The organism is Bacillus cereus group sp. BfR-BA-01441, from assembly GCF_022663075.1.
GTDB classification, from domain to species: Bacteria; Bacillota; Bacilli; order Bacillales; family Bacillaceae_G; genus Bacillus_A; species Bacillus_A cereus.
The window spans coordinates 1-23531 of sequence record NZ_JAKUEU010000079.1 but is presented as its reverse complement, the minus strand read 5'-3'; the positions used below and the strand labels follow the sequence as shown (position 1 = coordinate 23531).

The following is a 23531-nucleotide window of genomic DNA, read 5'->3' as shown; positions in this document are numbered from 1 at the left end:
TGTTGAAAACGTTAAAGGGAATTTGTAATAGATGTATTTCGATAGTATAGGATCTCTTATTATGAAATTGTATGCCAGTTATTTGTCTAAGTTTAAATTGATTATTTTGACGGTATTTGTAATTAGTTGTAAAATAATGTTTGTTGATGAATTTTATAAAAAGTATGTTAGATGAAATTCATCTGTAGGGATGACATATAAATATTTACTTAATGGGTATAAAATATGGTAATTTAAATATATAAATAAAAAGAAAATATATTAGGAGTACATAGTAGATTCATATTTTTAAAAATTAATGTGACAATAAAGGGAGGTTGAGATACATACACGGTGGGAGTGTGTATGTATTTATTATAATAATGAATAAGACAATCAAACAACAAGTAATCGCACTATCAACAAGTCTAGTGATTTTAGGGAGCGTACCTTTATCAGCATCAGCAGAAGAGATCAACAAATCTCAAACTGATCAACTTAATATTGCCCAAGGAGAACACGGAACGAGCGGATTAAATTATTCTAATTTCAAGTTGGAAGTTCCTGATCATGTACAAATTAACGAAGCAGAAGTATCTGGAAATGAAAAAATGCTTTTAGAAGAATATAAGCATAAACATAATGAAACAGAAGAATTAAACAAAATGCAAGATGCTAAGAAGGGACAAGTAGCAGAAAAGGAAGCTATTTCAAACATTGAAAAGGCATTTGAATCTGTAGATGGTCGAAATGATGGATCTGATCGTCAAATGAAACCTGTTGCAAAGCCAAGAGGTATTCAATATAGTGCACAGAGTACGAAGAAATATGGAACACTTGCAGGAGTTCCATTTGTGGAGTGGATTGTTCCAGCAGGAAATCCTGATATTCGTCCTGCGAATCCGATGAAAGCACGTTACATTACAATCCATGAGACCGCAAATACAGCCGCTGGTGCTAATGCTGAAAATCATGCGAAATATTTATACAAGCAAGCAACTGAAGGCACTTTCCGAACAGCTTCATGGCATTTTACTGTAGATGATAAACAAATTTATCAACACTTACCAACAAATGAAAATGGTTGGCATGCAGGAGATGGAGATGGTTCAGGAAACAGGGAGTCTATCGGTATCGAGATTGCGGTTAACCAAGACGGTGATTACAATAAAGCGTTAGAAAATGCAAAACGACTTGCAGGTTATTTAATGAACAAAGAAGGAATTGGTGCAGATCATATTTACAAGCATCAACAATGGAGCGGGAAAAAATGTCCTGACATTTTAATTTCACGTGGTAATTGGGCTGGTTTCGTACAAGGAATTCAGTGGTATGCAAATATAAATGCGCAGATTGATACGCCTTTACAAGATAAAAATGACTCATTTAATCCAAATGAAAATAATCCAGCTGAACCTAGCATGGAACTAGTGGTAAATGGTAGTGGCATCAATGTACGTAGTGATGCGGGTATTGAACATCGTGTTGTACGTAAAGCTTCAAACGGAGATCGTTACAAAGTATTAGCCGTTAAAAATGGTTGGTATAAAGTAGGTAATGGAGAATGGATTTTCTATGACCCAAGTTGGATTAAAATTAACTACAATGTACCAAAGGAAGAAGTACAAAAGCCTAAGGAAGAAGTACAAAAACCAAAAGATGATATTACAGGTGGCTGGTTTGAAGGGCATATTCGTAAATTAAACAGTCTAGGTATTATGCAAGGCGAAGGCAATGGTGTATTTGCTCCATATCGAAATGTAACGAGAGCGGAGTTTGCGAAATTAATCTCGAATGCTCTTAAACTACCAGAGGGAAATAAGTCATTTGTAGATATTAATGAGGCACATCCATCACTTCATGACGGTATTAAACGTTGTGCAAGTGCAGGAATTATTAATGGTCGTGGTGAAGGGATTTTTGATCCTAACTCACCAATTACTCGTGAAGAAGTATCTATTATGATTGACAAAGCATTACGATATAAAGGAATTACAGGTGAGTTAGTAGCATTACCATTTACAGATAAGCATTTAATAACATACAAAGAATCGGTTCAACGATTATACAGTCTAAAGGTAGTTAATGGTATTGGAAATAATGAGTTTGATCCTCGAGGCACAGCAACTCGTGGTCAGGCGGCTGCCTTTATTGTGAAGATGTTAGATTCAATGCAAAAATAAAAGGAAACTTTAATCAGTGAGGGCCACTCGCATTGCAATCAAGCAGTTTATTCACCAAATTTTGAAATGAGAGTTTTACTGCCCACAAATAGCAGAAGAAATTGTATGTAGAAGCTGACATTGGTAGAAGTAAAAAAATAAGAAGAATTTGAAAGGAGCTATCCAAAATAATAATTTGGAATAGCTCCTATTTAGTAGGAAGAACAAATTGTATTTGATAGATTGTAATGTAGAATGCCCTTCCAAGCCCCTTATAAGCCCCTACCAAGTAATAAATCACTAAGAAAAAACAAAAACAAAAACAAAAACAAAAACAACTACAAGAACAAAACAAGCGCGAAAAAATGAAACCGGCGTTGTAGTAGTAAAAAAATTGTAATTCGAATGCCAAAACCATTCCCGCATGCCTATCTTTATAATGAAGGATTAAAATTTTCCTATTTACTAGCAAAGAGTGGAGGGAAACATATGGCAGTATACCGTAATGTGCAGGTGAACTTTTGGCAAGATGAATTCATATTAGATTTAACGCCAGAGGAGCGTTATTTTTACATATATTTGTTAACTGGTACGAAAACGAAGCAATGTGGTATTTATATATTACCGAAGCGTGTGGCAGAGCTTGAAACAGGTTATAGTATGGAGACTGTTGAGAAGTTGCTAAACAGGTTTGTTGAGTATGGAAAGATTCTATATGATACGGAAACGAAAGAGGTATTCATAATAAACTGGTTACACTATAACCCTATTTCAAATACGAATGTGGAGAAGTGCGTATTACGTGAGTTAAAGACTATAAAAAGTAATGAGTTCATACATATATTTTTACGTAAATGCCTTGAAGAAGAATACAAGATTCCATTATTATTGCAGCATTTTGGTATGCCAAAAGAAGAGGATAATAGTAGTTCACAAGTAGTTATTGAAGAGAAAGAAGAAGCGGAAGAGATAGAGGTGGAAACCATAGAAGAGGACGTTCCAAATAGTGAAGTTTATAAGTTTTATGAACAAAATATTAGTAGTTTATCCCCATATATTGTGAAGGAATTGAAGAATTGGATACAAAGACTTTCTGGAGAGAAAGTGTTAGAGGCACTTAAAATTGCGTTTGAAAATAATAAGAAAACGTTAGCTTATGTGAAGGGGATTTTGAGGAATTGGTGTAAGAAAGGACGAGTAGATTTTAGTGAAGGAATGCATAGGAGAGAAGTATTTGGTTCGTATGATCCATAGTTTGGATAAGGATTTTTTCTAGTCTAAAAGGTTCTTTTACTATAGAAGCGAATAGTGTGAGAAAGGGGTGGTTATATGGAAGTCGTTATAAAGAAGAAACGAAAAAGGGGAAAAAGAATTTTTATTTGGGCTAGTAGTATCGTTCTTTTGTTAGTTATTTCCGCTGCGATTTTTTTGAACATATATACGCTGAAATCTATGCCAAAGATAGATGGAACGATAAAGCTAGAGGATTTACAACAAGCTGTTACGGTGAAGCGTGATAGTAAAGGTGTACCGCATATTAAATCGGAAAATGCACATGATTTATATTTTTCACAAGGATATGTGCAAGCGCAAGATCGTTTGTTTCAAATGGATTTAAGTAGAAGACAAGCGTCTGGTATGTTAAGTGAAGTTGTTGGGGAAGCAGCTGTTGATCGAGATAAATTGTTTCGAACACTCGGTTTACGGCGAGCTGCCGAAGCTTCAGTTAGTCAATATGATGGAGAAGCGAAATATGCCCTGCAGTCATTTGCTGATGGGGTGAACGCTTTTATACGTGAGGCGAAAGAGGAAAAGAAATTACCAGTTGAGTTTACTATATTAGGTTATGAACCTGCTGAGTGGTCAATTGTTGATACTTTAACAATCGGGAAGTATATGGCGTTTGACTTAGGAGGACATTGGCACGGACAGGCATTTAGATATTGGGCGCTGAAAAATCTTCCGAAAGAGCAAGCGAATGAGCTATTTCCTGCATATCCGAAAGATGCCCCTAGATTGCTAGCTGAACTGAAAAATACAAATGTGGACGTAGCACAAAGTTTTTCAAAAACGATAATTCCGCTGGAGTTTAACGGTAGTAATAACTGGGTTGTGAGCGGTGAGAAGAGTGCGTCAGGTAAGCCAATTTTAGCAGATGATCCTCATTTATCTCTTGCGACGCCTTCTATTTGGTATCAAACGAGACTTGAAATGAAAGGTTTAAATGTGAGTGGCGTTATTTTCGCTGGAGTACCAGGTGTTATATTAGGACACAATGACAAAATAGCATGGGGTGTTACGAATACAGGGCCTGATGTGCAAGATTTATATATTGAGAAGAGAAATCCTAATAATGAAAATGAATTTCTGTATAACGATAAATGGGAAAAAGCTACCGTTGTAGACGAGTCTATTAAAGTAAAAGGCGGGAAGACAATTCCTTATAACGTTACGATTACGAGGCATGGGCCAGTAATTTCAGAGTTTGCGGATAAGGGGAAGGAGAAAACGAAAACAGTATTCTCTTTAAAGTGGACAGCTTTAGAACCGTCAGCTGAGTTAAAAGCTGTATTAAATATGAACAAAGCAAAAGACTGGAATGAGTTTGAAACCGCTCTTCAAGATTTTTATACACCAACCCAAAACTTTGTGTTTGCATCAAACGACGGCACAATTGCTTATAAAGCGAATGGAAATATACCAGTGCGTAAAAAAGGTGATGGTAGCTTACCTGTTCCAGGATGGACAGATGAATATGAATGGGAAGGGTATATCCCGTTTGATCAACTTCCAAAAGTAATTAATCCAAAACAAGGGTTTATTTCAACTGCGAATAATAAAATTGTTGATGATGATTATCCGTATCATATTAGCAATACGTGGGCGCAGCCATATAGGCAAATGCGTATTCAAGAATTTTTGCAAGAGAAGGAAAAGTATACGGTGAAAGATTTAGAAGAGTTACAGATGGATCAAAAGAATTTATATGGGAAAGAGTTTACTCCTATATTTTTAAAAGAGTTAAATAAAGCATCTTTAAATGAGGTAGAGAAAGAAGGCGTAGACCAATTAACAAAGTGGAATTTTTACGATAGTAAAGATGAAGCGGCACCATTAATATTCCATTTGTTAATGAAAGAGATTTCAAATACGTTATTTTCAAAAGAAATACCGAAAGATGTACTGGAGTTATTTGAAGGGAAGTCACAAGTTGTTGATGAATTGATTCGAAAAGAAGTAGCGGGAGAAAATAGCGTTTGGTTTACGAAGTACGGAGGTTTCACAAAAGTTGTGCATACATCGTACGAGAATGTAATGAAGAAATTGCAGAAGGAATATGGACCCGATGTTGGAGAGTGGAAGTGGGGCGATTACCATCAACTCGCTTTTACACATCCCATTTCGAAATCATCGAGTATGTTAGCATTACTCGCTTTTAATCGTGAGAAGCCAGTTCCAATTGGTGGGAGCCAAGTTACCGTGCAAGCAGCGAGTTACGGCGAAAACGGCATTGTAAATCACGGGGCGTCTTGGAGATTCATTATTGATACGAAAGATATGTCAAACGGTTATCATATCGTAGGGCCAGGACAGTCGGGCCATTTTAGAAGCGATTGGTATCATGATCAAATAGATGATTGGGTAAATGGCACGTATCATACGACTACATTGAATACGGAGGGGATAGAGGGGAAGGTATTAACTTTGCAGCCGAAGTGATCGTAAGTTCTTATTTGCAGATGGCCCAGCTTTATGAGGTAATACTCCTTCGGCTAATGAAAGTTTTGCTTTATACAAGAGACTCTTACGATTGTAAGAGTCTCTTTATTATGATAATGGATAAAATATCCTTTTTGTAAAGAAGCGACAAGTTTTGACAAAATATTATACAGAGACTTGTTATAATACCTTTTGGAATATTATGTTTATTAAACGGAGGATGAAGTAGTGTACAACAAGGAAAATTTCTTAATAGTTGCAGTGAAATCGAATAGGGGGATTTAATATGAGCGTTAAAGTAATAAGGGCAACAGGGATGATGGGCGGAGCAGCAAGAGTTGCTGTAAAGGTAGATAACGAAGTAGTAATGAAACTTGAGAATAACGAAGAATATACGCTTCCTTTTGAATTAGATGAAGCGAATATTAAAGTAAAACAATTCTTTTTTGGAAGTAAAGAAAAGAAAGTAAAGGATGGCGATGTAGTAGAAATTAAGATAAATAGTATTGCCATGCTATTACTAATAGTGTCAATGATAGCTGTTTTATTCGGTTCGTCAATTGGTATAAATATTGTTGTTTTTGGTGTGATAGGAGCTTTAGTTACGTTAGTATACGGATTGAATAACTGGTTTCGTTTAGAGGTTAAATAATTATTGTATATATATTTATTTCAGTTGATTTACTATACATGGGATGAAAATATTTTTAAGTGGGAAATGGAGAGAATCAGTATGAAGAAAATGGTTGTAATATCTAGTTTGGCGCTAATAGTAGGTTTAACAACTGGTTGTAGCAGTGAAAAAACAAGTGGACCTAAAACAGTATCTGTAAAAAAAGAAAAAGAGTTAGTAGCGAAAGATATTTTTAAAAAAGCAGCTGACGGATTAAAACAAGAGGAATATCTTACATTGACATCTCTTATGTCAATGAAGGGGAGCGGCCAATCAGAAGAAATTAAAATGAAAATACAGATGGAGCCGAAACTGAAGAATTCTAGAGCTGAAATGAAAATAAGTGGTACAGATATTGTAACGTATGAAGTAGATGGAAAGGTCGCTGCTCAAGTGAAAAACCCTGATACAGGAGAGTTAGTTACGATACCTAATGATCAATTTAATGTAAATGATGTAATGGTCAGTAAAAATTTACTTAATGAGTTAGATTTACCAGAAGCTTTGGCTAAGAAAATGAAGGCAAAGAAAGATGGAGACACATATAAACTTACACTTGAATTAAAGGGAAAAGAAGCGGTAGATACGTTACAAAAAATCAATGGAGATATGAAAAAATTAACGGAAGGATTTAATATGGATGCGTTTAACATTGAATATATAATAACAAAAGATTATAAATTTGAAGAGATGCGAACAACTATAAAAGTGAGTGAAAGTAACTCAGATAAAAAAGCTAGTACAGATAAGGAAAAATTGGATGCAGTTGTGAGTATAAAGATTGATTCATATGAAAAGTTTGATTCAATTAAGTTACCAGAAGGGATTCAATAATTTCAATCGTAAAAGGATAAAAAGGGGCGGAAATCTGCTCCTTTTTTATTTTTCCTACTATTTTTAGAAGATTTATATGAATATAGTTGAACGGCACTTCATTTTTTTCTGGAATAAATGTGAAACGTTGTATAAAATAATCAAGAAAGCCAAAAATTATAGGGGGAAAGTTGTGAAGAAAAATAAGAGTTTAATAAGTTTTTTAGGAGTGTTTATTATGTTGTTTTCTTTTTGTTTTCAAGGAAATGTACAGGCAGATGTAAATACTGTTCAATCTGGAAAAATCAAATCAGGAAACGTAACAGTATGGGAAGTTGGAAATGTAGCGAAAGTATTAGCGGATGTGGAGCGCTTAAATTTAAATACAGTAAATGTACCGATTCAAGTAGATATCCCAAATGTGACTTCTACTAACATGGTAATTAATCAAGCGCAAAAGCAACAAGCTATTATTTTAATTCAAGAATTATTAAAGCGTAATATTCAAGTTATAGTGGAACCGTTCCCGTATATTCAGCAGGGGAATGTTGGAGAGACAGAATGGAACCCAAGTAACATTAATGATTTCTTCTGGAATTGGAAGACGGTTATTCTGCAAGATATTTTTAATTCCATTACAAGTAAATACAATGTGTATGGACTAAAGATTGCTTCTAATTTCGTGAATATGGAGTATGCAGAAGGATACTGGAGCGATACAATTGATTTTGTTCGTAATCAGTATAAAGGAAATGTTTTGTATCAAATGAACTGGTGGTTAACAGCAAGCTGGGACCCTTCTTATGAAGCGAAGTTTGAAGAGAAAATCAATCGCACGTATTTAAAAAAGGTGGATATTGTTAGCATAGACAGTTGGTTTGAAGTTTCAGGAAAAAGAAATCCAACATATGAAGAAGTGAAGCAAAGTTTATTTGCGACAACAGTATATAATCGTGGGCAAAATGTTGTTCAGCAATTGGAACAATTACATAATGCAACAGGAAAGCCAGTTTACTTTGGTGGATTTAACGTTCCAGCACGTGAACTTGGATTACAAAATCCATGGAATCCAGATGTTTCAAATGTGTTTTCGAAAGATGTACAATTAAATGGATGGCGTGCTTACCGAGATGTATTAGAACCGAAACCATATTTTAAAGGTTTTTCAATATGGTTTATTGGCTCTAATGATAGTACACATGCGTATCAAATACATAGTAAAGAAGCAGAGGCAGTTATTAGCGGGTGGTACCGAAAATAATTTTTATAAAATAGGTAAGTTTTAAAGTTTACTACATATATTTCTAGTGAAAGGCCTTTCACCATCTTATCACCTAGGGGGCAATCATAATGAAATTTTTGTCTTACCTTACAGTAATATTGGTGATTCTTGGCGGTTTGAATTGGTTATTGGTAGCGTTAGATTACAATGTAGTTGAGAAATGGTTTGGTTCTATGCCGGCGCTTGTGGACACTATTTATTGGCTCATTGGTCTTTCTGCTATTTATCAAATTTTTGATCGGTTCTTTACGAACGACTAGCTATTATTCTTTCATTATTAGAGTGTTAAGTACGATTATGTACTTAACACTTTTTTATATGTCCATAAAAAAGTCTGCACTTGCAAGCGATTCCATCGCGTCTTGCGCCCTAATAATAGAAAACAAATTGACCGTATATTATATTTTAGGTTATAATTCAGAAAGTTTAAAAATATCCAAATAAAAAATAGGGAGGTTATGAAGGTAATGGAGAGAGTCTATAATTTTTCAGCAGGACCATCAATACTCCCTTTGCCAGTTTTAGAGAAAGTGCAAAAGGAGCTTTTAAATTATAACGGGACAGGCATGTCAATTATGGAAATGAGTCATCGATCTTCTTATTTTCAAAGTATTATAGAGGAAGCGAGTAACTTACTTCGTGAATTAATGAGCATCCCTGATGAGTATGAAGTTTTATTTTTACAAGGCGGTGCGTCATTACAATTCTCTATGATACCACTGAACTTAATGAATACGTATAAAAAAGCTGGATACGTACTAACTGGCTCATGGTCTAAAAAGGCACTGCAAGAAGCCGAAAAAGTTGGGGAAGTACAAGTGATTGCTTCTTCCGAGCAAGAGAAGTTTACTACGATTCCTAAACTGGACGGTTTACTAAGCGATGAAAAACTAGATTATGTACATATTACAACGAATAATACAATTGAAGGGACAAAATATGTGGACATTCCACATGTAGAAAGAGTGCCGCTCGTTGCGGATATGTCTTCAAATATTTTGTCAGAACAATATGATGTTTCGAAGTTTGGTCTTATATATGCGGGGGCGCAAAAGAATTTAGGACCTGCGGGCTTAACGATTGCGATTATAAAAAGAGATTTAATCGGGGGAGCAGATCGCTCTTGTCCGACAATGTTAAATTATGAAACTTACAGTAAAAATAACTCCTTATATAATACACCGCCATCCTTTAGTATTTACGTAACAAAACTTGTATTAGAGTGGTTGAAAGAGCAAGGCGGAGTATCTGCGATTGAAGAACAAAATAGAATGAAATCTTCACTTATTTATCATTTTTTAGATGAATCTAAATTGTTTACTTCACCAGTTGATCCTGCGTATCGATCACTTATGAACATTCCGTTTACAACACCGTCAGAAGAACTTAACAATGAGTTTTTACAAAAAGCGAAGGAACGCGGCCTTGTTACGTTAAAAGGACATCGATCAGTCGGTGGTATGCGCGCTAGTATTTACAATGCGATGCCAGTACAAGGCGTACAGCAATTAGTAAATTATATGAAGGAATTTGAGCTTGAGAATAGATAGGGAGATGGGGATATGTTTCGTGTTCAAACGTTAAATCAAATTGCAGAAAAAGGTTTGCAAGTTTTTACTGAAGAACGTTATGAAGTAGGAGATAGAATCAATCATCCAGATGGAATTTTGCTTCGTAGCTACTCTTTACATCAAGAAGAGTTTTCAAAAGACTTAAAGGCGATTGCAAGAGCTGGCGCTGGTGTAAATAATATTCCTGTCGAGCGATGTACAGAAAAAGGAATTGTAGTATTTAACACGCCGGGGGCAAATGCAAACGCTGTAAAGGAACTCATTATTGCCAGTCTTATTATGTCTTCACGTAACATTATTAATGGTGTAAGTTGGACGAAAAACTTAGAGGGTGAAGAAGTACCACAGCTTGTTGAATCAGGAAAAAAACAATTCGTTGGATCAGAAATTGCAGGGAAACGTCTAGGTGTTATCGGACTTGGCGCAATCGGTGCTTTAGTTGCGAACGATGCGTTAGCGTTAGGGATGGATGTTATCGGATATGATCCTTATATTTCAGTTGAAACAGCTTGGCGTCTTTCTACACATGTGCAAAGAGCATTTAGCCTTGATGAAATTTTTGCAACGTGTGATTATATTACACTGCATATTCCTCTTACGAATCAAACGAAGGGGATTATTGGGGAACACGCTGTAGAGAAGATGAAAAGAGGGATGCGTCTATTTAATTTCTCTAGAGGAGAACTTGTAGATGAAAAGGTTCTTCAAAAGGCATTAGAAGAAGATATTATTACACATTACGTAACGGACTTCCCAAATGAAAATGTAATAAAGATGAAAAATGTAACAGCGACGCCTCACCTTGGCGCATCTACGTCTGAATCAGAAGAAAATTGTGCAGTAATGGCAGCACGTCAATTACGTGAATATTTAGAGACAGGAAATATTCGTAATTCAGTAAACTATCCAAACGTAGAATTGCCGTATATCGGAAAGAAACGAATTACAATTATGCATCAAAACGTCCCGAATATGGTAGGGCAAATTACAGGATGCTTAGCGGAACATCATATTAATATTGCCGATATGATTAATCGTAGTAAACATTCTTGGGCATACACAATGATTGATATCGATAACGGAATTGATGATATAATAAAAGAGAATATTGTAGAAAATATAAGCAAAATTACAGGTGTTGTAGCCGTTCGAATGATTGTGTAAAGGAGAGAGGAATGTGGCAAAAATACGACCGTTTCGGGCCATTCGTCCAGTAGAGGAAAAAGCGGCACAAGTGGCAGCTTTACCGTATGACGTATTAAATAGTGAAGAGGCAAGGGAAGTTGTAAAAGGGAATCCATATTCTTTCTTGCATGTTGATAAAGCAGAAATTGATTTAGATCCTGAACTGTCACCGTATGATGATCGCGTGTATGAAAAAGCGGGTGACAATTTAAAGCAATTTATACGAGAAGAAGTGTTCATACAAGATGAAGAGCCAGCGCTATATATTTATGAACTGACGATGCAAGGAAGAACGCAGTCAGGTCTTGTTGTTTGTACATCTATTGATGAGTATGAAGATGATACAATTAAAAAACATGAAAGAACACGTCATGAAAAAGAACTAGATCGTATTCGCCACGTAGATGTGTGTGACGCCAATACAGGCCCAATCTTTTTAACGTACCGTACAAAAGATGAAGTAAAGCATTTAATTAGAAGCTGGAAAGAAGAACATGCGCCAATTTATACATTTACAGCAGAAGACGGTGTTAAGCATGTTGCGTGGAAGATTGCAGATGAAGATGTAATTACGACTTTAGTAAACGCATTTGAAGATATTCCTAATCTTTATATTGCAGATGGGCATCACCGTTCTGCATCAGCTGCAAAAGTAGGACTTATGCGAAGAGAACAATATCCAAATTACACAGGAGAAGAGGAATTTAATTTCTTCTTATCGGTTCTATTCCCTCATGATGAATTATCGATTTGGGACTATAACCGAGTTGTGAAAGATTTAAATGGCTTATCAGAGGAACAGTTTTTAAATCAAATTACGCAGTACTTTTATGTAGAAGAAGCACCTGTTTCTCCGTATAAACCAAATGAGCCAAAAACATTTGGTATGTATGTAAATGAGAAGTGGTATAAGCTTACTGTGAAAGAAGAAACATTTGATGCGAATGATCTTGTTAGAGGTTTAGATGTATCTATCCTGCAAGATCATTTATTAAGCCAAGTACTTGAAATACATGATCCGCGTTCTGATTCACGTATCGATTTTGTCGGAGGAATCCGCGGATTAGAAGAACTAGAACGCCTTGTGAACAGCGGCGAATACAAAGCAGCATTCGCATTATATCCGACATCTATGGAAGATTTATTAGCAATCGCAGATGCCGGAGAAGTCATGCCACCGAAATCAACGTGGTTTGAACCGAAACTGCGTAGTGGGTTGTTTGTCCATTCGTTAAAGTAAATATTGACTTCTATAGTTTTGAAAAACCGAAATGATTTTAGTTTCGGTTTTTCTTATTTTACAAGTGTATTTGAGGAGGGGGATCGATGAAATTGCAAGTAGGCGAAAAAATTACCTTTGAAAGAACTTTTACGAGAGAGGATGTTGTTTTATTTACAGAAGTATCGAAAGATGAAGGCGTTCATCATGTTACACCAGATGAGCAGGGAAGATTTGTTGTACAAGGGCTATTAACATCAACATTGCCTACAAAAATTGGCGGTGATTATAACGTATTAGCTCGCAAAATGGATTTTGAATTTTTACGTCCTGTTTTTAGCGGCGATACGATTCGTTGTGACGTAACTATTGAACAATTTGAGCCTGATGAAAAAAATCGTACAAAAATTATTGCGACGTTTATATGTAGGAATCAACTTGAAAAGGAAGTTATGAAGGGGAGTTTTTCGGGGATTATTCTTTAATTAGTAAAAAAAGAAATGAATAGGTGGGGGCATGATGTCTCTAGGGCGTAGATTTTTAATTCACCCATGAAGAAAATTTTATGCATTGCTGAATACTGATAATATACTCTGTTCATTTTTAACTTGAATAAACTCGTCAACAAAAAGGACATTCCTAGTATTACAAGAAATGTCCTTTCCACTAAATTATAGGATATTTTACTAAAATTCAAACTCTAAAATCAGTTTACTAGTTTGACCTGTAAACTGATAATTATAGGATCCTCTCAGGTTTTCTAAGTTACCGGTAGCTTTAATAATTGTTCCTGGGGAATCTAAATTTCCTTTATCAAATATTCCTTGCTCTATAGCTGTAAATGTCCCTTGTTGCCCCTTATAAATCCCTTCAAAGTGTAAAAATCCAGAAATTTTAGCCGTAGCCAAGTGACCATCATTTATATTTGAGTCTAAATAATATAATAAGTATTCAACAAAAGCCTTTCCTTTTAATTCCCCATCAATATCATATTCGACATGAGCAATATTAATAGGGAAATCTTTTTTATTATCATCGATTGGTTTTTCATCCCACTTACTTACTGTAAATGTTACTTCCATACACGTAATCTCCCTTTATCATTAGATAAGTAATCTCCATATCATTTAAAAAGTACTAATTCACAGTCATATCTTATAGGAGTGTTTTTATTTATTTAAGCCCTGTCATATCGTTATCTTATCTCAGAATCACCTGCGCCTCTCCATGAAGAACTTACTGTCGCCACGATATCTCCTGCTTGTAACCTCTTTGGCTTTATTAACATATGAATCCCGCTCCTATATAATTTAATGAACTACGGCTATACAAACCGTAGAGTTGAAGAACATTGTACATGACATTAGTTTCTCCGCCTTCAATAAGTTCACCTGCTGTAATTTGAGAATTTAGTATTAGTGCTGAATATAGGAATAATCTACAAATATTTTTTGCTAAAATTTATATTTGAAAATCACAGTATGCATCATTGCATGAGGAAAACGGTTGTTATTTTTATGACCTGTAACTATAATGATTACAGGTTGGTCGATACCAATCAAAAAAATAAAATCATCATGAATGGAGATGTTTCATAATGGGTATGAAAAAAATAATTTTAGCAGGTGCTTTAGGAATCGCAGCATTATCAGGAACAAATTTACCAGGATTAGAACTAACAAAAGCGAGTGCAGCTTCTATTGAATCGAACTTCTCGACGTTAGAAGGACGAGTAGTAGAAGTAGATAACGGTGTAATTGTTGTAAAATCTAAGCAATATGAGGAACCTGTTAGTGTGTATATTGATTCACTTTCAAACGTGAAAGTAGGAGATGAAGTAAAAGCTACTGGATCTATGATGCGTAATTTTACAGAATATATGGTTGCAACTGCAGTTGAAAATACAACAAACAAGTTAGGTATGCACATGAAAGAAGATGGCTCACCTAATTATGTAATTGGAGAAGTATCAAAAGTAGGAACGATGGAAGATGAGGGAGACGGTGCTACTAAATATGTTGTAGTTGAGTATCCATCGTTAAATGGGAAGAAAGATATTATTGATGTTTTCTTAACAAAGGGACAAGTATTTAATGTGGGTGAAAAAGTGAAAATTGATATGAAGTATGTAGGGTGGGGCGGAAGTTCTATTAACTGGAACACAGTTGACCATATTGAAAAAGTTCATGAAGCAAAGACGAACGTTGAAAATAATGATGATGTATGGATTTGGTCTTAATAAGGCGAGTATAAGTCGTTATTTGCAATTTTCTCCAAACAATACATGTAAAAACTAAATGTATCATGCAGTACCCATCTAATTATCATTGTGTATGACAATTAGATGGGTACTTTTTTATTTGAAATTTGTGCAAGTCAATGTTCAGCATTTCTTTTTAAGAGTAAATTACGGGTGAAATCAAAACTTTATTTGCAGTACATAATAAATAATGTTGATTTTTTATCTTATATTAAAATAAAAACAAACCACTGTTCGATTTGAATATTCCACGATATAATAGTGAGAGTTTATGGCAGAATAAATATTTACATAAGAAGTGAGGTACTGTATGAAAAAAAGAACGACAGACATTATTTTTATTATTATCGGTGCATTTCTTTTTGCGTTAGGTGTCAATTTATTTGTTATCCCGAACGAGTTTGGTGAGGGTGGAGTAACAGGTATCACGATTATTACGTACTATTTATTTGAATGGTCACCGGGCTTAGTTAACTTAATTTTAAATGCGATTTTGTTAATAGCCGGTTATAAATTTTTAAATAAGATCACAACAATTTATACGATTATCGCTGTAGTTACGAACTCACTATTTCTTCATTTAACAGAAGGTTGGACGATCGCTTCGGATGAAATGCTCGTAAATGCCATTTTCGGAGGTATATTTATTGGATGTGGGATTGGTCTAATCATTCGTGTTGGCGGAACAACTGCAGGTACTACGATTTTAGCGAGAATGACCCATAAGTATTTAGGCTGGAGTATTAGCTATGGTCTATTGTTCTTCGATTTAATCGTTGCGTTTTCATCTTATTTCATCATTGGTGCAGAAAAACTGATGATAACAATTATTATGCTATATGTAGCAACGAAAGTGATGGAGTTTGTAATTGAAGGTTTAAATCCGAAGAAAGCCATTACGATTATTTCTGATAATCCGAATGAAATTGCCGGGAAGGTAACTACCTTAATGGGCAGAGGGGTTACTGTGTACTCAGGTCATGGCTATTACACGAAAACTCCGAAGGAAATTCTTTATGTTGTTATTAATAAGCAAGAAGTAGTGAAGCTAAAGCGGATTGTTCAAACTACGGATCCGGCGGCGTTCATCGCTATACACGATGTTCGTGATGTGTTCGGAGAAGGATTTGTTGATATTTCGAAGGCTTAAAAATTGTTTTTGATTAAAATAATCTTAATACTAAAACGTGAGAATCTATTTTGAATAATCTTTTTTCAAAATAGATTCTTTTTCTTTTTCTTTTTCTTGCAAAAAATCCAATTGTTTTTTAATGTAGTGATGTAGAAGGATGAACAAGAGAGGGTTTAATGAAGATGATACATATTTTATTAGCTGATGATGATAAGCATATTAGAGAATTATTGCATTACCATTTACAAAAAGAGGGGTTTAAAGTTTTTGAGGCGGAAGATGGAAAGGTAGCGCAAGACGTATTAGAGAAGGAAAACATTCATCTTGCGATTGTAGACATTATGATGCCGTTTGTTGATGGTTATACGTTATGTGAAGAAATTCGGAAGTATCATGATATTCCTGTTATTTTATTAACTGCGAAAGACCAGTTAGTGGATAAAGAAAAAGGATTCATTTCTGGTACAGATGATTATATCGTAAAACCATTTGAACCAGCTGAAGTGATTTTCCGTATGAAAGCATTATTGCGTCGTTATCAAATGCTGAATGCAGATATTATTACGTTGCACGGAACGACAATTGATCGTAAAGGTGTTGAAGTAAAATGTAACGGTCAAACAATATTGCTTCCATTAAAAGAATTTGAGTTATTATCACAACTTGCTAGTTATCCTGGAAGAACATTTTCAAGAGAAGAGCTAATTGAATTAGTATGGGGAATGGATTTTGAAGGGGACGAACGAACGGTTGACGTTCATGTGAAGCGGCTGAGAGATCGTTTCTCAAAACGAACGGATGATTTTCAAATTACGACAGTGCGCGGCCTCGGGTATAAGTTGGAGTTGAAATAAGATGAAATCACTATATTCTAGATTTGTATTTATGACGGTCGGCATTATGCTACTTAGTAGTATTATCGGCTTTTTATTAACGAACGTATATTATCAAGTGAAGTTAAAACCGTATAATAGTGAAAAGATTTTAAAGTATGCGGAAGAAGTTAAATCGTTATATGAAAAGCAAAGTGAAGAAAATCAAGAGGCGTACTTACATTCTATCGCCAAGTTAGGGTATGAAATTTATATTGTCGATGATCAAAAGAATGGAAAGCGTATCGGCAATGCGTTTCGTAAGACGTCTATTAGCGATGCTACTGTTCATAAAGTATTGCAAGGAGAAACGTTTAATGGTGTTTCCACATATCCAACTCGTCTCTTTATTACCGGTTTTTTCGATAATGAATTAATAAATAGTGTCGGTGTACCGGTAAAGCACGGTGATAAACAGTACGCGTTATTTATTCGCCCCGACATTCAGAACCAATTTGGCGAAATGCGAATTTTCTTAGCGGTATTACTTGGGTTTATCGTACTATTAAGTATTATTTTTATAGCGATTGCAGCAGGTTATATCGTTCGCCCAATCCGTAAATTTACGAAGGCTACGCAAAAAATTGCGAGTGGGGAATATAAAATTGAATTAGACGTAAAACGAAAAGATGAAATAGGAACGTTATCTACAAGCTTCCAAAAGATGACGAAAAGTATTAAAGAACTAGATGAAATGAGACAAGAATTTGTTTCGAACGTTTCACATGAATTCCAGTCGCCGCTTTCTTCTATACAAGGTTTTTCGAAAACATTGCAAACAGAAAAGATGAGTGAGGAAGAAAGAAACCATTACTTACAAATTATTGAAGGCGAAAGTAAGCGAATGTCTAGTTTATGTAAACAGTTACTTACGCTCGCTTCATTAGATAAAGAGGAAAAGGTTCTACAAATAAGAGAATTCAATCTGCAGAAGCAAATTAAAGACGTCATTTTTATGCTTGAGTGGAAATGGCGCGAGAAAGATATTGCCGTTGAATTTGATGTGCCGGATATCACTATAAAAGGTGATGAAAACTTACTTCATCAAGTATGGAGTAACATTTTCACGAATAGCATCAAGTTTTCAAACGATGGTGGAACGATTGAGTTTTTTGTCGAAGAGTTAGAGTCTAGTGTCATTATCTCTATATCGGATAACGGAATTGGTATGGAAAAAGAAGAAATGGATCGTATTTTTGATCGTTTTTACAAAGTAGATACAGCAAGGGCAAGAAACGTAGAAGGTAGCGGTTTAGGATTATCAATCGTGCAGAAGATTGTTGAACTGCATAAAGGGACCGTTTCGGTATATAGCACGAAAGGGGAAGGGACGACTGTTCGGGTTGAACTTCCTAAATAGATGAAAGAGGCTGTTTGGGAACAGCCTCTTCTTTTTTTTGTCGCTAGTATACGTGTAAAATGAAAAAATATGAGTCATTTTAATTGCATAATCGGATGAGTTTATGGAGTGGGATTAGGAGGAAGTTTATTTAAAAATGTAGAATCTCTACAGAGTTAGAGGAAGTGTATTAAAACTTGAACTGTGTAGGGAGGAAATTACTTTGAAACGAATTGACTTGTTATTAAACACACTAGATTCAACATTCGATAAAGAGAGTTGGTATGCACCGTTTAAACATGCTATAGAAGGACTTACAGCTGAACAGGCTATGTGGAAACCAGCTGGAGAGACAACGAATACCATTTGGGAGAATGTTAATCATCTCACTTATTACAAAGAAAGACTTGCTGCAAACTTGGAAGGACGTGAATGGACACATAATCTTGACGGTAATGACACCTTTTATCTTACTAAGCAATCTAATAATGATACGGAATGGAAGGAAGTCGTTGAACGCTCTGAACATGCTCAGCGTAATTTAAGACAGGTATTAAGTGCAATTTCTGAAAGAGAGCTTGAACAAAATTCACTTGAAGGTAAATTACTGGACATCATGCTTCATGATGCTTATCATACAGGCCAAATTATTCAATTAAGGAAAATGCAGGGGGCATGGCCATCAAAGCGTTAACGGCACCTTTTAGTTGGTGCTATTGTTGAATAAATTTTAGATATTCAAACGACTTTATTGTTATATTTTTAGTGAAATATTTTACATCCAAAATGAAATAATTATATTTTTAACCCCGTCCCCAATTTAGAACGGGGTTATGTTTGTTCTGTTATAAAGCCGCACCTTTCCCGCACTCTTCTTTAAACCGAAGCTCAAAAGTATCCGCTGTAATTTCATCAGCTTTTGGAAAAGCCCGTAATTTCGGATGAAGTAGCCATACGAGGGAAATGAATAAAATCCCAATGCTAGCAAGCGCGAAAATGAGTTGGCTACTATATACATTCGCAGTGTATCCGCCAATTAAAGAGCCGAGTGGCATAGCAATTGTGCCCATGCTTCGTGTGACTGAATTGATACGCCCAAGATATTGGTTTGGAATTACAATTTGACCAATAGTCGCAAATAATATGTTGGTCGCACCAATTGGTATCCAAGCTAAGCCGAATAAAAAAATGGATAACCATTGAAACGGTACAACTGTAGAGAGAAACCAAAAGAAAGCGCCAGTCGCAAAGCTAATAATGGAGACACGGCCAACATTATGTTTACCAACCCATGAACTGAATAGTGCTCCAATTAAACAACCGGCGGATATAGCGGCTAAAAAGAAACCATATAATTTTACACCGCCTAAAGAATCAGCGAAAGAAGGGAGTATTGCCATCGTCATACCGATTGAAAAATTAGCGACAACGGAACCGATTAAGAATACGCCCATTAAGGAACGAAAGACAATTGAAAAACCTTCTTTTAAATCAGAGAAATATTGTTTAGTTGAAAGTGATGTGCCCGTTTCGGTTTGCTTTGGTATTTTCAATGAAAAGAACAAAAGGGCAGTAATCGCGAATGTGAAAGAGTCAATTACATATAAAGTGATCGCGCCAAATAGTGCTACTAATATTCCAGAAAGCGTCGTACAAATTAAATCAATGCCTTGATATGCAAATGAGAAGAGTGAATTTCCTTTTAATAATTGTGTTTTATGCAGTAGAAGTGGTAAAGCTTTTGATTGTGCGGGATAGGCGAATTGTTCAATAAAGGCTACGATAGGCATGATGATGAGTAGTAGGTGGACTGTTAGTAGGTCGAAGTAGTGTGTAATAGGAATGATTAAAATAAGAATGCATTGCAGAACTTGTGTGATGACGAGAATGTTTTTAATGGACCATCTATCAACGAATGGACCAGTAAGAAATTGTAGTGCAGAAGGTAATAACGTAAGGGAACCAGCCAATCCAGAATAAAAAGGATTACCACTTAATTTGTATACGAGCCACATCGCTGCTACATAATACAAGCTATCTCCTATGTTTGTAAAAATTCTCCCTAAAAATAATAAGAGGAAATTCCGGTTTTTTAATATGTTCATTTAATCTACTCCTTTATAAGAAATTTATTCGGTAAAATAAAATTGACCGTCTCGGTAAAAAAAAATCGTATTACGATTTTTCTTCTTCTTTAATAAATTGCTGCATTGTTCTCTCAGCGATTTGAAGTGCAGTAGTAGAAATATAATAAGGTTTACTATTCGGATCTTTATCTGCACCTTTTGTAATTTCGTTTAATTCAGCCATCAATTGATGAAACTTTTTCACCCACACTTGAAATTGTTCTGGCGTAGCATCAAATTCCCAGCAGGATGAAACGTAATTCCACTTAGCTGGATCTTCACTTGCATTTCGTAATGTAAAAGCTTCTTCTGGTGCAGCGAGAATTTGGCTTTTCGTTCTTTCTATCATTTGTAAAAAGATTTGGCGACCTGATTCGCTTAATATTTCTAAATGAGGTAATAGATCTGCAGCAGGGGTGAAGCCTTTCGCGACAGATTGATAAAACTTTTGAATAATCCCATTCTTTTCTTCTGTATAAACGATCTCTATAAGACCATTCTTTTCTAATTCTTTTAAATGATAATGAATTTTCGCCCTTGAAATGCCGAATTTCTCAGATAGTAATTGTCCAGTATAAGGACGTTCGCATAGACGTATCATCATTTCGGCACGTAGTGGATCGCTTAATGCTTTTAGTTGGCTATAAGTAGTTAGTGTTAATACGGGCTTCAACATGATCAACTCCTTGAATTAAATTACTCGGTCAATATTATTTGACTGAATTGTATCAAGGATTCCATTTATTTTCAATACTTTCAGAAAATTTATTTTTTTACTCTGTAATCTTCTGTTCATATTCCGTTCATATTTCTTTTTTATGATTAGTGCATAGAAAGAAAGAGGAAGGAGCGAGCGAAATGTTTTTAGCTCTGCGTGAATTAAAACAATCAAAATTACGATACGGATTAATCGGACTTATTATGGTGTTATTATCATTTTTAGTCCTTGTTATTTCAGGGTTAGCAAATGGATTATCATATGATAATGCTTCATCGATTCAAAATATGGAGGCAAATAAGTTCGTTTTAGCAGATGATGCGGAAAATAAATTACTTCGTTCACAAATTAAGAAAGACGATGTAGATAACGTAGTAAATCAAGTGGGCGAGAAAGAGGTAGTTCCATTTCGGGTGAAAGTTTCAACGTATGAAAAGAAAGATAGTTCGAAAAAGGTTGATATCGCTATTTTCTCAAGTGAACGCGATACATTTTTAGAACCGAACATTGTAAAAGGTGAGAAGTTAGGTACAGCAAACAACGAAATGGTTGCTGATGAATCAATTAAAGAAAAAGGAATCGATATTGGGGATACAATTATCGATCCTGTTTCAAAGAAAGAATTTACAATCGTCGGATTTACGAAAGATCAAATGTTTAGCCATACACCAGTCGTTTATGTAAATGAAGACGTATGGGGATCTATTTCACAACCAAACCAAAAAGATTATAGTGCAATTGCACTTAACACAGATAAAGAAATTAAAAATGCTCACGTTATCGATAAAAAAGAAGTACTGCAAAGTATTCCAGGATTTAAAGAAGAGCAAGGAACTTTAACGATGATCATTGCGTTCTTACTTGTGATCGCTGCGTTATTAATCGGTGTATTCTTCTATGTTATTACACTACAAAAAACACAGCAATTAGGTGTATTAAAAGCAATTGGTACGAAGAACTCGTATTTAGCAAATAGTTTAGTCGTACAGGCGTTATTCTTATCAGTCGTTGCGATGGTAATTAGTATCGTTCTTGTACAAGGATTAGAACAAATTTTACCAGCGGGTATGCCGTTCTTATTAACAACACCGATGATTGCACAATACGCAGCAATCTTTATCGTAATTAGTATTTTAGGAACACTTATTTCGTTATACCAAGTATTAAAAGTTGATGCATTAGAAGCAATTGGAGGCGGGATGTAATGACTTCATTATTGAAATTAGACAAAGTAAGTAAAGTGTACGGAGAAGGGAATACGGAAGTAACAGCCCTTCATCCGATGTCGCTTGATGTGAAAGCTGGAGAGTTTATCGGAATCGTCGGTCCTTCTGGATCAGGGAAAAGTACATTATTATCAATCGCGGGTGCACTATTATCACCGTCAAAAGGGGATATTTACATTCGTGAGCAAAATATTACGAAGCTATCAGAAAAGGAAATGACAGACATTCGTTTGAAAAAAATCGGCTTCATTTTCCAGTTCGCAAATCTTGTTCCATATTTAAATGTGAAAGAACAATTACTTTACATTGCTAAGTTAAAAAAAGAAAGTAAACAAGAATCAGAAAAGCGTGCGGATCATTTATTAGCGGCATTTGGATTAGGAGAAAGAAAAAATCATTATCCAAATCAACTATCTGGTGGGGAAAAACAAAGGGTAGCAATTGCTCGTGCGTTCATGAACAACCCAGATTTAATATTAGCGGATGAGCCAACGGCAAGCTTAGACTCAAAACGCGCACGTGAAGTTGTTGAAATGATGAAACGTGAAGTGAAAGAGAGCCAAAAAGCAGCAATTATGATTACACATGATGAAAGAATGCTTGATGTATGTGATCGTATATTGACGCTTCGAGATGGACAGTTAATATAAAAAAAGGAAAACCGTACATGTATGTGCGGTTTTCCTTTTTTTAATGGATTTATTTAGAGAATAACGTTTTAATTTTATTACGAGTAAGTAATAAAATCCCGCCTAATACAGATAGCATTCCTAGAGCCATATTGTTTGATTGCTCGCTACCAGCGTTAGGAAGTTCTTTAGCGTTATTGTTTTTAGTACCATTATCTGCTTGCGTTTGTTTGGACTGTGATACTTCATTAATCTTGTTATCAACATTTTGCTTCGTTGTATGTAACTCAGCTAATTTGTCGTCAATTTTTTTCTCAGTATGCTTAAAGTCGTTGATTTTAATATCTAAGTCTTGTTTTTTCTTTGTTAAATCGTCTGAAACAGTTTGTTTCGATTGTTTAATTTCGTTAATTTTATTTAGTAAATCTTCTCTAGCCTTTTGTAATTCAGCTAGTTTGTTTTTTACATCTTGTTTAGCTAGTTCTAAGTTAGCGGAAAGACTGTCTAAATTGCCTTTAATTTTCTTAAGTTCCTCTAACGTGTTACCAGTATTCGGCTTGTTTTCTTTTAGTTCAGCGAGTTTGTCTTCAGCAGTTTGTTTCGCTTTCTTTAACTCAGCTAATTT

The 23531-nt window shown here is 35.2% G+C and carries 22 protein-coding genes; 18 read left to right on the top strand and 4 right to left on the bottom strand.

Features of this window, described 5'->3' with window-relative positions; translation table 11 throughout:
- Positions 1-362: 362 nt before the first annotated feature.
- The 11 genes from MR107_RS24145 (at position 363) to MR107_RS24095 (ending at position 13089) form a co-directional block, all read left to right on the top strand.
- The gene (locus tag MR107_RS24145) at positions 363-2162 is read left to right on the top strand and encodes an S-layer homology domain-containing protein (RefSeq protein ID WP_012593286.1); all 1800 of its coding nucleotides are present in this window, start codon (positions 363-365) and stop codon (positions 2160-2162) included.
- A gap of 384 nt (positions 2163-2546) precedes the next feature.
- The gene (locus tag MR107_RS24140; RefSeq protein WP_002041481.1) at positions 2547-3395 is read left to right on the top strand and encodes a DnaD domain-containing protein; all 849 of its coding nucleotides are present in this window, start codon (positions 2547-2549) and stop codon (positions 3393-3395) included.
- Between the two features lie 75 nt (positions 3396-3470).
- A complete protein-coding gene (locus MR107_RS24135) occupies positions 3471-5861 on the top strand; it encodes a penicillin acylase family protein (protein ID WP_242292812.1) in 2391 nt (796 codons plus the stop codon).
- A gap of 286 nt (positions 5862-6147) precedes the next feature.
- Positions 6148-6513 (top strand): hypothetical protein, encoded by a 366-nt coding sequence (locus MR107_RS24130; protein WP_006922825.1) that lies wholly within the window; start codon positions 6148-6150, stop codon positions 6511-6513.
- 81 nt (positions 6514-6594) lie between these two features.
- Positions 6595-7368: a DUF6612 family protein gene (locus MR107_RS24125; RefSeq protein WP_000738991.1), complete on the top strand. Its 774-nt coding sequence runs from the start codon at positions 6595-6597 to the stop codon at positions 7366-7368.
- Between the two features lie 172 nt (positions 7369-7540).
- On the top strand, positions 7541-8608 hold the full coding sequence (locus MR107_RS24120) for a glycoside hydrolase family 113 (RefSeq protein ID WP_069604514.1): 1068 nt from the start codon (positions 7541-7543) through the stop codon (positions 8606-8608).
- An 89-nt stretch (positions 8609-8697) separates the two neighbouring features.
- A complete protein-coding gene (locus tag MR107_RS24115) occupies positions 8698-8889 on the top strand; it encodes a DUF378 domain-containing protein (RefSeq protein ID WP_000670805.1) in 192 nt (63 codons plus the stop codon).
- 207 nt (positions 8890-9096) lie between these two features.
- Complete coding sequence (gene serC, locus MR107_RS24110; RefSeq protein ID WP_087875574.1) at positions 9097-10179, top strand: 3-phosphoserine/phosphohydroxythreonine transaminase; 1083 nt, start codon at positions 9097-9099, stop codon at positions 10177-10179.
- A 12-nt stretch (positions 10180-10191) separates the two neighbouring features.
- Positions 10192-11364: a 3-phosphoglycerate dehydrogenase family protein gene (locus MR107_RS24105; RefSeq protein ID WP_000490228.1), complete on the top strand. Its 1173-nt coding sequence runs from the start codon at positions 10192-10194 to the stop codon at positions 11362-11364.
- Positions 11365-11377: 13 nt separating this feature from the next.
- Positions 11378-12625, top strand: a complete 1248-nt coding sequence (locus tag MR107_RS24100) for a DUF1015 domain-containing protein (protein ID WP_001063071.1) — start codon at positions 11378-11380, stop codon at positions 12623-12625.
- An 86-nt stretch (positions 12626-12711) separates the two neighbouring features.
- Entirely contained in the window at positions 12712-13089 is a 378-nt protein-coding gene (locus tag MR107_RS24095; RefSeq protein WP_242292811.1) for a hotdog family protein, read from the top strand.
- Between the two features lie 201 nt (positions 13090-13290).
- Here the strand turns inward: MR107_RS24095 and MR107_RS24090 are convergent, their stop codons facing one another.
- Positions 13291-13686 (bottom strand): DUF3224 domain-containing protein, encoded by a 396-nt coding sequence (locus tag MR107_RS24090; protein ID WP_000454089.1) that lies wholly within the window; start codon positions 13684-13686, stop codon positions 13291-13293.
- Between the two features lie 515 nt (positions 13687-14201).
- On the opposite strand from MR107_RS24090, the gene MR107_RS24085 reads away from it, so the two are divergent.
- From MR107_RS24085 to MR107_RS24065, 5 genes are all read left to right on the top strand, one after another.
- Positions 14202-14843 carry an ATP F0F1 synthase subunit alpha gene (locus MR107_RS24085; RefSeq protein ID WP_063246254.1) on the top strand — a complete coding sequence of 214 codons (642 nt, stop codon included), beginning with the start codon at positions 14202-14204 and terminating at the stop codon, positions 14841-14843.
- 331 nt (positions 14844-15174) lie between these two features.
- Entirely contained in the window at positions 15175-16014 is an 840-nt protein-coding gene (locus MR107_RS24080) for a YitT family protein (protein ID WP_000747488.1), read from the top strand.
- A 158-nt stretch (positions 16015-16172) separates the two neighbouring features.
- On the top strand, positions 16173-16850 hold the full coding sequence (locus MR107_RS24075) for a response regulator transcription factor (protein ID WP_080348454.1): 678 nt from the start codon (positions 16173-16175) through the stop codon (positions 16848-16850).
- 1 nt (position 16851) lies between these two features.
- Complete coding sequence (locus MR107_RS24070) at positions 16852-18228, top strand: sensor histidine kinase (protein ID WP_048657074.1); 1377 nt, start codon at positions 16852-16854, stop codon at positions 18226-18228.
- Between the two features lie 202 nt (positions 18229-18430).
- Entirely contained in the window at positions 18431-18901 is a 471-nt protein-coding gene (locus MR107_RS24065) for a DinB family protein (protein ID WP_071739611.1), read from the top strand.
- Positions 18902-19052: 151 nt separating this feature from the next.
- On the opposite strand, the gene MR107_RS24060 is transcribed toward MR107_RS24065, so the two are convergent.
- Positions 19053-20312, bottom strand: coding sequence for an MFS transporter (locus MR107_RS24060; protein ID WP_048657075.1), 1260 nt, complete (start codon positions 20310-20312; stop codon positions 19053-19055).
- A 70-nt stretch (positions 20313-20382) separates the two neighbouring features.
- Positions 20383-21006, bottom strand: coding sequence for an ArsR/SmtB family transcription factor (locus tag MR107_RS24055; protein ID WP_242292813.1), 624 nt, complete (start codon positions 21004-21006; stop codon positions 20383-20385).
- 185 nt (positions 21007-21191) lie between these two features.
- Between MR107_RS24055 and MR107_RS24050 the strand changes: the two genes are divergently transcribed.
- Positions 21192-22256, top strand: coding sequence for an ABC transporter permease (locus MR107_RS24050; RefSeq protein ID WP_242292810.1), 1065 nt, complete (start codon positions 21192-21194; stop codon positions 22254-22256).
- Positions 22256-22927 (top strand): ABC transporter ATP-binding protein, encoded by a 672-nt coding sequence (locus MR107_RS24045; RefSeq protein WP_000202606.1) that lies wholly within the window; start codon positions 22256-22258, stop codon positions 22925-22927. The genes MR107_RS24050 and MR107_RS24045 overlap by 1 nt, the downstream gene beginning before the upstream one ends.
- A 49-nt stretch (positions 22928-22976) precedes the next feature.
- Here the strand turns inward: MR107_RS24045 and MR107_RS24040 are convergent.
- A partial coding sequence (locus MR107_RS24040; protein WP_242292809.1) for an LPXTG cell wall anchor domain-containing protein occupies positions 22977-23531 on the bottom strand: 555 nt, incomplete at its 5' end.